The sequence below is a fragment of the Butyrivibrio sp. XPD2002 genome (assembly GCF_000423945.1).
GTDB lineage: Bacteria > Bacillota > Clostridia > Lachnospirales > Lachnospiraceae > Butyrivibrio.
This window is the reverse complement of record NZ_AUIY01000017.1, coordinates 116,276-129,974: the sequence shown is the minus strand read 5'-3', so window position 1 is coordinate 129,974 and position 13,699 is coordinate 116,276. Positions and strand designations below refer to the sequence as shown.

Annotated in this window: 10 protein-coding genes, 1 pseudogene and 1 other annotated feature; all 11 genes and pseudogenes read left to right on the top strand. The window is 40.8% G+C overall.

Going from position 1 to position 13,699, the window contains the following annotated elements; genetic code table 11:
• Positions 1–28: 28 nt before the first annotated feature.
• A pseudogene (locus G587_RS22280) lies at positions 29–835 on the top strand (tRNA 2-thiocytidine biosynthesis TtcA family protein); the annotation flags it as partial.
• Between the two features lie 114 nt (positions 836–949).
• Positions 950–1,206 (top strand) — a binding site (T-box leader).
• A gap of 104 nt (positions 1,207–1,310) precedes the next feature.
• On the top strand, positions 1,311–2,345 hold the full coding sequence (trpD, locus tag G587_RS0109930) for an anthranilate phosphoribosyltransferase (RefSeq protein ID WP_026492110.1): 1,035 nt from the start codon (positions 1,311–1,313) through the stop codon (positions 2,343–2,345).
• Positions 2,345–3,151, top strand: coding sequence for an indole-3-glycerol phosphate synthase TrpC (gene trpC, locus G587_RS0109925; RefSeq protein ID WP_026492109.1), 807 nt, complete (start codon positions 2,345–2,347; stop codon positions 3,149–3,151). The genes trpD and trpC overlap by 1 nt, the downstream gene beginning before the upstream one ends.
• Before the next feature lie 7 nt (positions 3,152–3,158).
• Positions 3,159–3,779: a phosphoribosylanthranilate isomerase gene (locus G587_RS0109920; protein ID WP_026492108.1), complete on the top strand. Its 621-nt coding sequence runs from the start codon at positions 3,159–3,161 to the stop codon at positions 3,777–3,779.
• 65 nt (positions 3,780–3,844) lie between these two features.
• Entirely contained in the window at positions 3,845–5,035 is a 1,191-nt protein-coding gene (gene trpB / locus G587_RS0109915) for a tryptophan synthase subunit beta (protein ID WP_026492107.1), read from the top strand.
• On the top strand, positions 5,028–5,804 hold the full coding sequence (gene trpA / locus G587_RS0109910) for a tryptophan synthase subunit alpha (protein WP_026492106.1): 777 nt from the start codon (positions 5,028–5,030) through the stop codon (positions 5,802–5,804). Before trpB ends, trpA begins: the two co-directional genes overlap by 8 nt.
• Positions 5,805–5,812: 8 nt before the next feature.
• Positions 5,813–7,297: an anthranilate synthase component I gene (gene trpE, locus G587_RS0109905; protein WP_026492105.1), complete on the top strand. Its 1,485-nt coding sequence runs from the start codon at positions 5,813–5,815 to the stop codon at positions 7,295–7,297.
• 49 nt (positions 7,298–7,346) lie between these two features.
• Positions 7,347–7,913 carry an anthranilate synthase component II gene (locus G587_RS0109900; RefSeq protein WP_026492104.1) on the top strand — a complete coding sequence of 189 codons (567 nt, stop codon included), beginning with the start codon at positions 7,347–7,349 and terminating at the stop codon, positions 7,911–7,913.
• A 373-nt stretch (positions 7,914–8,286) separates the two neighbouring features.
• Positions 8,287–9,465: a hypothetical protein gene (locus G587_RS0109895; protein WP_026492103.1), complete on the top strand. Its 1,179-nt coding sequence runs from the start codon at positions 8,287–8,289 to the stop codon at positions 9,463–9,465.
• Between the two features lie 527 nt (positions 9,466–9,992).
• Positions 9,993–11,147: a hypothetical protein gene (locus G587_RS0109890; protein WP_026492102.1), complete on the top strand. Its 1,155-nt coding sequence runs from the start codon at positions 9,993–9,995 to the stop codon at positions 11,145–11,147.
• Positions 11,148–11,162: 15 nt separating this feature from the next.
• On the top strand, positions 11,163–13,070 hold the full coding sequence (locus G587_RS0109885) for a leucine-rich repeat protein (RefSeq protein ID WP_026492101.1): 1,908 nt from the start codon (positions 11,163–11,165) through the stop codon (positions 13,068–13,070).
• Positions 13,071–13,699: the final 629 nt, after the last annotated feature.

Genomic DNA, 13,699 nt, shown 5'->3' with positions numbered 1-13,699 from the left:
AACAACTGAGGATACAATAAAAAAAGCTGAGACCAGTATACAGAAAAAGTATCATAAACAGCTTTTTTCACCATTTGCAAGAGCCTGTAAAACATACAGGCTGATTGAAGAGGGCGATCACATCGCTGTGTGCATATCAGGTGGAAAAGACTCGATGCTTATGGCTAAGCTTTTTCAGGAAATCCAAAGGCACAGAAAGGTTAATTTTGAATTGACCTTTCTTGTGATGGATCCGGGATATGTTGATGCAAACAGGGCTTTGATAGAAAGTAATGCGGCAGCACTTGGAATACCGGTTACTATTTTTGAGAGCACCATATTTGACACCGTGGATAATATAGACAGAAATCCTTGCTACCTCTGTGCGAGAATGCGACGTGGTTATCTCTACAGTAAGGCAAAGGAGCTTGGCTGCAATAAGATAGCATTAGGACACCATTATGATGATGTTATAGAGACAATCCTTATGGGAATGCTCTATGGTGGTCAGGTTCAGTCCATGATGCCCAAACTCCACAGCACTAATTTTGAAGGAATGGAGCTTATCAGACCGATGTATTTCATCAGGGAGAGCGATATATGTGCCTGGAGAGATTACAATAATCTGAGATTTTTGCAGTGCGCATGTCATTTTACTGAGACCTGTTCCACGTTAAATGATGATGGAAGCTCAAATTCCAAGCGCCTTGAGATCAAGAATCTTATCGCTGAACTTAAAAAGACCAATCCCTTTGTGGAATCCAACATTTTCAAAAGCGTAGAGAATGTAAATCTTGATACTGTTATAGAGTACAAGCAAAAGGGAGTACGACACAATTTCCTTGAGGAGTATTAATTACTTGTGTAAAACTTGATTTATTTTAATCTATTTTCATTCAGAATTAATCAATTGCAAAAAAGTGATTGACAAGAAAACTAAATGAAAGTAAACTCCTTAATAACTTAATACTTTAAACCGATGAAGCGGAGATAAAGGTAATGATGCCTTCACAGAGAGTCCGGGGTGGTGAGAGCCGGATAAGAAACAAGTTATCAAATGGACCGCTGAGGGTGCAGGGAAAAGTTCGATGGAAAATCAACTTAGTATTCTGCAACGTAGGGCATACGTTAGTTGCCGGGGATATGTTGGTATCCTGTTAAGCGCGTAGCTTTTGCTATGAATCAAGGTGGCACCGCGGATAGATTAGTTAATTATTCGTCCTTGACAGAAGTATATTCTGTCAAGGACTTTTTTGCGTGTAAAGCAGAGCCATGCAGTTACAAATGCGTTTCTGCTTTACACGTAGAGAAAATCAAAGGAGGAAAAAATCATGATCAAAGAAGCAATCGAAAAAATCGTAAACAAAGAGGACCTTACTTATGACGAGGCCTATGCAGTTATGAACGAGATAATGGGCGGCGAGACAACCCCAACTCAGAACGCAGCATTTCTTTCAGCTCTTTCAACCAAGAGTGCAAGAGCTGAGACCACCGAAGAGATCGCAGGCTGTGCAGCAGCTATGAGAGATCACGCAACCAAGGTTGAGACAGATATGGATATTTTCGAAATCGTTGGAACCGGCGGCGACAATGCACACAGCTTCAATATTTCCACAACCTCAGCTCTTGTAGCGGCAGCAGGCGGAATGAAGGTTGCAAAGCACGGAAACAGAGCAGCATCATCAAGCTGCGGAACAGCAGATTGCCTCGAGGCTCTCGGAGTTAACATCCAGCAGGATCCTGAAAAGTGCATCGAGCTTTTAAACGAGGTTGGAATGTGCTTCTTCTTTGCTCAGAAATATCACACCTCCATGAAGTATGTAGGTGCTATCAGAAGAGAGCTTGGATTCAGAACAGTTTTCAACATCCTTGGACCACTTACAAATCCCGGATCACCCAAGATGCAGCTCCTCGGTGTATATGATGAGTACCTTGTTGAGCCCCTTGCACAGGTTCTTGTAACCCTCGGAGTTAAGAGAGGAATGGTTGTTTACGGAATGGATAAGCTTGATGAGATTTCACTCAGTGCTCCTACCAAGGTTTGTGAGATTAAGGACGGATGGTTCAAGACCTACACGATCAAGCCTGAGGACTTCGGTCTTAACAGATGCACCAAGGATGATTTAAAGGGTGGCAATCCTGAGGAGAACGCAGAGATCACAAGAAGAATCCTTGCAGGTGAAAAGGGACCCAAGAGAGATGCAGTTCTTATGAACGCAGGCGCATCACTTTATATCGGAGGAAAAGCAGACAGCTTCGCAGATGGCATAAAGCTTGCAGCTAAGATCATTGATTCCGGAAAGGCAACAGAGACACTTGAAAAGCTGATCGAGGTCAGCAACAGAGCAGAAGAGAAGAGTGCATAATGACAATTTTAGATGAACTTGCAGAATACGCGAAGGTTCGCGTAGGAAAAGCAAAACAGAATATATCACCTGAAGAGATGCGATGGGATGCAGAGGTACTTCAAAAGGGAGACTTCTCATTTGAAAAGGCCCTTAAGAAGGAAGGAATATCCTTCATCTGTGAATGTAAGAAGGCCTCACCTTCCAAGGGCATCATCGCAGAAGAGTTTCCTTATCTCGAGATTGCGAAGGAATATGAAAAGGCAGGAGCTGATTGTATCTCAGTCCTCACAGAGCCCAAGTGGTTTTTGGGAGATGACAGATACCTTAAGGAAATCACAGATGCCGTAAAGATTCCCTGCATCAGAAAGGACTTCACAGTTGACGAGTACATGATATATGAAGCCAAGGTTCTCGGTGCATCGGCAGTGCTTCTCATCTGTGCGATTCTCGAAGGAGAGCAGATAAAGGAATACATAAACATCTGCGACAGTCTTGGATTATCAGCTCTGGTTGAGGCACACGACGAAGCTGAGATTGAAATCGGACTTGAAGCAGGAGCCAGAATAATCGGTGTAAACAATAGAAACTTAAAGGACTTTTCAGTGGATACCGGAAACAGCATGAGACTTAGACAGATGATCCCGAGAGATGTTATCTACGTTTCAGAGAGCGGAATCAAGACACCGGAGGATGTGAGAGCACTTAAAGGAAACGGAGTCGATGCGGTACTCATCGGTGAAACACTTATGAGAGCTGCAGATAAGAAAGCAATGCTGGAAAGCCTTCGCCCCTCCGGGGAGAAGGTGGCACGAAGTGCCGGATGAGGGGCATATGATAAGAACAAAATTCTGTGGCCTGAAAAGGCCGGAGGACATCCAAATAGTAAACAAGCTTCATCCCGACTACATTGGCTTTGTGTTTTTTAAAAAAAGTAAGCGCAATGTGGAGCCTTTAGAGGCAAAGACTCTAAAGGAAAAGCTGGATACAAGCATTAAGGCAGTCGGAGTTTTTGTTGATGAAGATTCGGATACGATAGCAAAGCTTGTGAGCGCAGGAATAATCGATGTCATCCAGCTCCACGGAAAAGAAGATGAGAAATATATTGGACAGTTAAGAAAACTCACCGATGCAAAAATCATCAAGGCTTTTCAGATAAAAGGTGACACCATAAAAGAAAAGCTGGATGAACAGATAGAGGCAATAAATAAATCCTCTGCAGACATGGTTCTCATCGATTCAGGTCAGGGCACAGGTTCAGCCTTCAAATGGGACATATTAAAAAATATTGAAAGACCTTACTTCCTTGCAGGCGGCATAAATGCAGACAATATAAAGGAAGCGGTAGATGTTATAAAGCCTTACGCCATAGATGTCAGCTCGGGGATTGAGACCGACGGCGTTAAGGATGAGGAGAAAATGAAAAAAATAATCGAAGTAGTAAGGCACTCTTAAAGCCTTCTCCCTATGGGAGAAGGTGGCACGAAGTGCCGGATGAGGGCAACAAAAGGAGAAACAACATGACTAACAAAGACGGAAGATTCGGAGTCCACGGCGGACAGTACATTCCTGAAACTCTTATGAATGCAGTAATAGAGCTTGAGAAAGCCTACAATCATTATAAAAATGATCCTGAATTTAACAGAGAGCTGACAGAGCTTTTAAATGAATATGCGGGAAGACCTTCAAGACTTTACTACGCTGAGAAGATGACAAAGGACCTTGGCGGAGCAAAGATCTACTTAAAGAGAGAGGATCTCAACCACACAGGATCACACAAGATCAACAACGTTTTAGGTCAGGCTCTCCTTGCCAAGAAGATGGGAAAGACAAGACTTATCGCTGAGACAGGTGCAGGTCAGCACGGCGTTGCAACAGCTACAGCAGCAGCTCTTATGGGTATGGAATGTGTCGTATTCATGGGAGAAGAGGACACCAAGAGACAGGCCCTTAACGTATACAGAATGAGACTTCTTGGTGCAGAGGTAATCCCTATAACATCAGGAACTGCAACACTCAAGGACGCTGTATCAGAGGCTATGAGAGAGTGGACCTCCAGAATTGATGATACACATTACTGTCTTGGATCAGTTATGGGACCGCATCCTTTTCCTACTATAGTAAGAGACTTCCAGGCTGTTATCTCCAAGGAGATCAAGGAGCAGATTCTTGAAAAGGAAGGACGACTTCCCAATGTAGTAATGGCCTGTGTAGGTGGCGGATCAAATGCGATCGGAACCTTCTACAACTTCATTGAGGATAAGGATGTTAAGCTTATCGGCTGTGAGGCAGCAGGAAGAGGCATAGATACCTTTGAGACAGCAGCAACAATAAATACTGGAAAGCTCGGAATTTTCCATGGTATGAAGTCCTACTTCTGCCAGGATGAATACGGCCAGATAGCTCCGGTTTATTCCATTTCAGCGGGACTTGATTATCCCGGAATCGGACCAGAGCACGCTAATCTTCACGACACAGGACGCGCACAGTATGTACCTGTAACAGATGATGAAGCTGTTAACGCATTCGAATATTTGTCCAAGACAGAGGGCATTATTCCCGCGATTGAGTCTGCACATGCAGTTGCTCATGCTATAAAAATTGCTCCGACAATGAGTAAAGATGAGATCATAGTTATAACAATTTCAGGCAGAGGCGATAAGGACTGCGCTGCAATTGCAAGATACAGAGGGGAGGATATCCATGAGTAAGATAGTAGAAGCATTCAATAATAAAAAGGCGTTCATTCCCTTTGTTACCTGCGGTGATCCCGACCTTGAGACCACAAAGAAAATCCTCCGTGAGCTTCAGGCAAACGGAGCAGACCTCATAGAGCTTGGCATTCCCTTTTCAGACCCCACTGCTGAGGGACCTGTGATTCAGGGAGCTAATATCAGAGCACTGAAAAACGGCATAACAACAGATGATATCTTCGACATGGTAAAAGAGATCAGAAGCGAGATCACAGTGCCTATGGTATTCATGACATACGCCAATGTTATCTTTTCATACGGAATGGATAAGTTCTTTGCAAAATGTAAGGAGAACGGAATGGATGGAGTAATCCTTCCTGATGTTCCTTTTGAGGAAAAGGAAGAATTCGTAGATGCAGCAGGAGCTTACGGTGTTGACTTCATCTCCATGGTAGCTCCCACCTCCGAGGACAGAATCGCCATGATTGCCAGGGAAGCTAAGGGATTCATCTATATCGTATCAAGTCTTGGTGTCACAGGAACGAGAAGCTCTATCAGCACCAATGTTAAGGATCTTGTTGATAAGATAAGAAAAGTGACCGATGTACCCTGCGCCGTGGGCTTTGGAATTTCCACTCCCCAGCAGGCAAAAGAGATGTCCGATATATCGGACGGTGCAATAGTTGGCTCAGCTATTGTCCGAATTATTGAACAGTATGGCAAGGATGCACCTGTTCACGTTGGAGAGTTTGTAAAGAACATGAAGAGCGCCTATAAGGCATCATGAGGATAAACATGAAAACATTACCTGAATTTAATGAAATAGAAAAATTAGCTTCGACCGGAAACTATGACGTAGCCCCCGTAAGCTGCGAGATCCTTTCGGATTTCATAACACCTATTGAGGCTATGCGAATACTAAAAAAGGCTTCTAAGCATGTATATATGCTGGAGTCCGCGCAGGCCAACGAGACCTGGGGAAGATATACTTTTCTTGGCTACGAGCCAACCATGAAAATCACCTGTGCAAATGATGTTGTCACCATCACAGATGAAAATGGCAATGAAAACTCCAGGACAGGAGATCCTTCTGAGTGCCTTAGAGTGATTCTCTCAAAGTACAGAAGTCCTCGCTTTTCATATCTTCCTACCTTTGCAGGTGGAATGGTGGGATATTTCTCCTATGACTATCTTGGCTACAGCGAGCCCACGGTGAGAATGGATGTTGAGGATTCAGAAGGCTTCATGGATATGGACCTTATGCTCTTTGAAAAGGTCATCGCTTTTGATAACACCAAGCAGAAGATTGTTCTTATTTCTAATATGAAGCTTACCTCTGAAAAGGGCAGCAGTCCTGAATTCCTGAAGGAAAGCTATGAGAAAGCTGCAAAGGATTTAGAGGATATCGAGAAGCTTCTTAAAACAGGTGAAAAGCTTGAGGAGACTCCCGGAAAGCTTCTTGGTGAAATGACTCCTCTTTTCAATAAAGAGCAGTACTGTGACATGGTTGAGAGAGCGAAAAAGCACATATTCGAGGGAGATATCTTCCAGATAGTTCTTTCCAACAGATTCTCGGCGCCCTTTGAGGGAAGTCTTTTTGATACCTACAGAATGCTGAGAACAATCAATCCTTCTCCTTACATGTTCTATTTTTCAGGAACAGATGTAGAGGTAGCAGGTGCATCTCCTGAGACACTGGTTAAGCTGCAGGACGGCGTTCTCCACACCTTCCCTCTTGCAGGAACAAGACCGAGAGGCGCGACAGAGGAAGAGGATAAGAGGCTCGAGACAGAGCTTCTCGTTGACAAGAAGGAGCTTGCTGAGCACAACATGCTGGTGGACCTTGGTAGAAACGACCTTGGAAAAATCAGTAAATTCGGCTCTGTTCAGGTTGAAAAGCTTCACTCCATCGAGCGCTATTCACATGTAATGCACATCGGTTCAACAGTCCGCGGAGACATAAGAGATGACAAGGATGCGCTGGATGCCATTTCATCAGTACTTCCTGCAGGAACACTGTCAGGTGCACCTAAGATTCGCGCATGTCAGATAATAGGTGAGCTTGAAAATAACAAGCGCGGTATATACGGCGGAGCCATCGGCTACATCGATTTTACAGGCAACATGGACACCTGCATCGCAATCAGAATAGCCTATAAGAAAAACGGAAAAGTGTTCGTTAGAAGCGGTGCCGGAATAGTAGCGGATTCAGTTCCGGAGAAGGAATTCGAGGAGTGCATGAACAAAGCTAAGGCATCCATGAAGGCGCTTGAGGCGTAATAATATTTGAGTTAAGTCAGCTACGAAGGAAAAGAAAGAAGGAAACATCATGATTTTACTAATAGATAATTACGACAGCTTTTCATACAACCTGTACCAGCTGATCGGGGAGATAGAGCCTGACATAAAGGTTATTCGAAATGACGAGATGACAATCTCTGAAATCGAGGAGCTTAATCCCGACAGAATAATCCTGTCACCAGGCCCTGGAAGACCTGAGGACGCCGGAATATGCATGGAGGTGGCAACGACTCTTGCAAAGAAGATCCCGACCCTCGGTGTGTGCCTCGGACATCAGGCAATCTGCGCTGCCTACGGAGCTACCGTAACCTACGCCAAGGAACTTATGCATGGAAAACAGTCAGATGTGAAGTTTGATTTAAACTGTCTGCTCTTTGCAGGACTTCCTGAGGTAGCACCTGTTGCGAGATATCATTCTCTTGCAGCTGATGATTCCACGATTCCGGATGATTTGATCGTAACCGCCCGTACCACAGATGGCGAAGTCATGGCAGTAAAGCATAGGGACTATCCAATCTATGGAGTCCAGTTCCATCCTGAATCAATAATGACACCGGATGGTAAACAGATGCTGAAGAATTTTGTTAAGGGATAAATAGCTAATCCGAGTTTTGGCGAGGAGTTTCTTAGCAGAATAAAATATAGAAAAGATGGGAGTAGAGTAATGTCGGCTTGGCGTAAAACTCTACTCTCTTTTTTGATTATATTAAAACAATATAAAATTTATTAAATGTTGTAATTGCGTATAAGATTTAATTTATGTTCAAAATGTGTAGAGACTGTGTCCTATCTGTGTTCACGGAATTTTGCAAATTATAAACAATTTATAAACTCTCATAAAACCTTGAAAATACGCGTATTAACCGAGTTGACGTTTGTTTTCGGGGGGTGTAGAATCATAAATGTCACGAGCAAACGGTTACGACAAACCGTTAAAAACAACTATTTCTATGAGTGGAGGTAATTTTATGAGTAAATTTTTAAAACTTGGTGCTACTGCGCTCGCAATGGCACTGTCAATTACTATGTTGGCACCCATTAGTGCGAATGCCTATTATGAGCGTAAGTATGTTAAAGATGGCAACCACACATATACTGAGTATTCTGATTCTGATACAAAGAAGACGATTTCGGACAAAGATTATGTGATAAGTGAAAAAGCACTTAAACTTGGAAGATTAGAAAGATTCTTGGCACCTAAAGTAAAGCAGATTACGATTTCTACTAAGTCGTATGGCGAGGAGATTACTTTGGTAACAAGTGCAGATGTAAAAAAATTTGAGAACTTCAAATCAAATAAAAAGAGTTTAAAGGTTAGAGTTGTAAAGAAATCTGAAGAGACTTTTGAAGATCCGGGTATTGATTATGATGTAGCTGATTTAAAAAATAAAAACATGCAGTATAAGGATGTAAATGGTGATATCCAGACTGTATCATATGCTGACGCTGCTCAAAAGTTACCCAAAAATAGCGCAGAAGGTAAATATACAATAAGACTTTATGCTAAAAAGGCTGGCTCATTTAAACTTAAGTATACTGCTGTACTTGAAAATGGAACATCAGTTGAAAAATCAATTAAGGTTATTGCTAGAGAAGATGGTAATGCAGTTAAGTCAGTAAAGTTTGCTGGTCAGGAAGTTTATTACAATACTGCTCTAATGAATGATGTTGCTTTTGATCAGAAGGGTGGACTTTCTTATACAACAAAGAAATCTGGAAAGCTTCAAGTTACCATGAACAAAGATTTCAAACTCAAGAAGATTGAAGTTGGAACAATTAGTCTTGAGAATTATGATAAGTATGAGAAGCGTGATTATGTGTATGACTATGATGACGGGAAGAAACGGTATAAATCAGAGGATGGTACAATTGTAAGAGAAAAGGAAGATGATGCAGGAAATGTGGTAAGCCCTACATGGAAGAAAGTAAAGAATGGTAAGAAGATTAAATTAAGCAAAGTCAATAATAATGAAGGGGATCGTAATACTACAACATACTGGCCTGATGGTACTAAGAAAGGTACAAAGTTAATTGAGAGCAAAGAGACAACAGCTGTAACTATTATTCGTGTTACATATTATGACAAGAAGAATAAGATTACTAGAAGAGAAGAAGTAGCAAATATTGGAAAGCTTATCAATAAGTAATTATATTCAAATGCTGATAAGTAGGAGTAAATAAAAACTTAGTACTACATTAGACATATTGTTTATTCAAATCTTTATCGTAAGATATTGTTCTTTGGTTCGTGACAAACCGCATATATGTCCGATTGTCTACTCCCCGGGATGAGAGATCATCTCGGGGAGTTTTTGTATGGAATCAATTTGGAATAATTATCGCATATAGACGTAACTTCCGCAGAGGAGAGAGTGTCAAGTTAAGTGTGTAAGTTTTTTACTTTTATAAAATCGGTGGTCAATGTGATATGTACCCTCTTTACTGGACAAAACAGTAAGGAGGGTACATATCATTATGTGACCACCTTTTTCTTTGATGTTATTTTGTTTATTTTGGCTGTCTACTTGACAGACCTCAGATCAAAATTGATTTGGAGCGACAGCCTCTATTACATTTTATACTTATTTTAGATTGTGAACAAACGAATTGTGGTATGATTAAGGCAACAGGACTTGTGGCTTTTGGAAAAGTTTCTTATGTTGGAGGTAATTCTATGAGGACATTCTACAGACTCGGGTGCACCGTTTCTACGGTGGCACTTTTTTTCACTATGCTTATGCCTTTAAGTGTAAAAGCTGAAACAAGGACAATCTATTCTGATTTTGATGAAAATCAAAACTTTACAACTACTGTGACAAATGAAGACACAAAGCAGGTTGTGACTTGGAACAGCACAGAAGGTTATGATGAAATAACCAATCCTGTTTCTCAGAGAGGAGTTGCAGCAGCTATTCGTTCGGAACTCAAAGTAAAAACAGTTGCGGTGAAGTCATATTTTGCGACAGAGGAATTTTTTACTACTGCAGATGTTGAAAAGCTAACAAATTTCAAGTCTAAAAGTTCAAAACTCAAGGTTAAGGTTCTTGTCTCGGATGAATATACAGACCAAAGCCTGAGGTCTGATTATGATTATTCTATACAGAAGGATGGGAAAACGACCTATTACTATAGAAATGTGATGGGGACGGTTGTGTCCAGAGACAATGAAAAGTATCTTCCGAGTAATCGTAGTGCAGGGAAGTACACAGTCAGATTTTATGCAAAGAAGAAAGGAACTTATAAGGTCAGTTATGATGCAATACTTAAGAATGGAACAACTGTGAATAAGACCTTTAAGGTAATTGCGAGAGAAGATGGATCACCTGTAAAAAGTGTGACCTATGCAGGAAAACAGATTTTTCATTCAGATGATTCTGAGGAAAAAGAGGAGGAGTTGTGGCTTAAAGGCATGAAGTGTGCCACCAAAAGAAAATCAGGCCCCATTAAGGTTGTGATGAATAAGGGGTTTTCGCTTAAAGCGATTGAGATTGGTACGCCCTCTATTGTGCTTTCGGATAGTGAGTACGATGAGAATTATAAATTTTATAAATACACAAGAAACCCTGAGATAAGTCCGGAACAATATGATTATGACAGAGGCTTGGAACCTGATTATAAGTGGAAAAAAGTGAAAAATGGAAAAAAAATAAAACTCGGTAAGGTAAATGAGGGACTGTTGAAATGTATTGACTACAAACAGGGACAGGACAGATTTTTATATAAAAATAAATATCCATACACGACTACAGCGGTCAGGATAACTTACTTCGATAAAAAGGATAAGACTACCCACAGGTTACCGCTTATCTACATATATAAGGCACAGTAAGCGGAGGAGATAGCTATGAAGATGATTGATAAGGTGAAAAAGAAATTATCATTGTATCTGGTGCTGTCACTGGTTATCAGTATTCTTTTACCTGCGGGGGCTTTGGGAAATTATGGACTGACGTCTATGGCACATGCTGCAAGAAAGTTTCCTGCAGGAGATAAGTATGTCCTTCCGGAAATGAAGAACCGCGGTGTAACCCATGTAGACAGAACGCAGAAACAAAATACTCATAGGTATATAGACAAGAATACTTCTGTTTCATATGGAAAGCATTATGATTGCCTGACTGAGTCTGAAAAAACGATATATAGGGCGATATATCATGCGATTAAGGATAAGCATTATATTCCGTTCAGGCTATATGAAAAGAATCTCTCTTATGAAGAACTTAAAGATTATATATGGATTTACAGGACAGGACCTAATAGCATTACATCTGATGAGATTACGGATGAGTTTGGGATTGCGTGGTGTGCCATCTATTATGATCATCCGGAGAATGTTGAATTTTTTTTGGTTCAACCAAATGAATGTGGCAGTTTTGTGAGCGAGGAAAATGGCATTAAAGTATATGAAGATTATGTTATTTTGTGCGCCGAGTATGACGATACCAGGTTTGCACAATTGGATCAACAGATTCTTGCAGCTAAGAGTAAATGGATTGCAGAACTTAAAGAAAGGAATTTAGTAACCGCCTCTAAAGCTGCAACTGAATTCAATGTGCATAATTACTATGTTCAAACAGTTACCTATGGGGGAATTGAGTCAAGCGATGTAAACTTAGCGCATACTGCGTGGGGGAGCTTGTGCGCAAGACGCGCAGTGTGTGACGGCTTTTCAACAGGGTTCGAAGTAATAATGGAGGCTCTTGGGTTTAATGTTTTGGTGAATGATGGAGCGACAAATGATCAGGGCGAAGATCTGGGGCTACATGCCTGGAATCTGATAGAACTTGATGGAGCCTGGTATGAGGTCGATACTACCTGGACCGTATTCGTTGATGATTATGGACAGGTTGTATTTGATAAGTCATTTTTTAACAGGACAACTGAGGAATATAAGCAACTGGATCATTATCGTATATGGGGGCATAAGTGCATAGGGACAAGGCTTCCTGTGGCAACCGGGACATTGTACACGTTTGATTATGTACTAAATAATTTTGATTCATTGATAGCTCGGTATATATGTCAATTACCGATAAGGATAGCACTTGGGACATCTGCTGTTACGCTAAATAAGGGCGATAAAATGGAAATAAAACCTATTTTTGAGCCATCAGATACTGTGTTGAAATCTTATGGTATAGAAAGCAATAACACAGATGTGGTCGAGGTGTTCGGAAACACGATATATGCAAAGGATGTGGGCAATGCCACTATAAAAGTCTTTAGTGGAGTCTCCGATTTTTTTAAAGGTGTTGATGTTCACACGACGCTTAGTGTAACAGTTATCCCGCCTGCGGCTGATGATACGTCCAGGGATCCAAAGAATGATGGAGAAAGCATGGTATCCGGCGGCGCGTCTTATGAAATCATTTCAGCAAATGCAAGAACAGCTTTATTTAAAAGGTTAAAGAACAAGTCGGCAAAGTCAGTAACAATACCGTCAGAAGTTACTGATGATCATGGGGTATCTTACACTGTAACTGAGATAGCAAAGGGAGCCTTTAAAAAACGCAAAAAGCTAAAAAAAGTTACTATCCCTAAAACAGTAAAAAGAATTAGGCGTAATGCCTTTGCGGATTGCAAGAATCTGAAGAAGATCACAATCTATGCCAATCCGAAACTAAAAATTGATGATGGCGCATTTAAGATAAACAATGAGGATGTTGTGATAAAAGTAAAAGGAGTTAAAGGTAAACAGAGGAAAAAAATCATTGAAATGCTTAAAAAGCAGACGAATGTCAGGGTGAAATAAAAAATTTAATAGGTCTGGGGCATAGATAATTTCTATGTCTCAGATTTTTTTAGTTCATTAACAGTGTTTATCCTTTTTTTAGATAATGAAAAAAATCGATATAGTATAATTAAAAACGGAGTTGTAGTGGATATATCTCAGGTAGATAGTTTGCCGCATGATAATCACGACCTTACATCATTCAGGATTAATGTTGATGATTATGATGAGGCTTTTGAATTCTTTAAAGCGCATGGTTTCACAACTCCCATGATATTGATGCAGATATAGTGAGTAGATCGCTTGTTTTTTTAGCAAGACTTATGGCGGAAAGAACGGACTCGCTTAAAAAAATATTATTTAGTGAATGTGATAAGTGATGTACCTTTGCATGATGAATGGACATATCACTAAAACAAGTAAATTGCTGTATAAGAATGAAAAATAAGACGCGTATTTTGAATATAAATAGTGGACATATCATAGTGATATTCTCTCTACGCATTACCTGTAATGCATTACTCTAATGCCTTCTAAATATGGTGGAGGAAAGAAAAGCAAATATCAACGGCAATTAATTTCTTCTTTACCTTCTTCTTTACCCTCAGCCTTACCTTCATCACGTGCTTCCTTTTTAAATAATTCTAAAG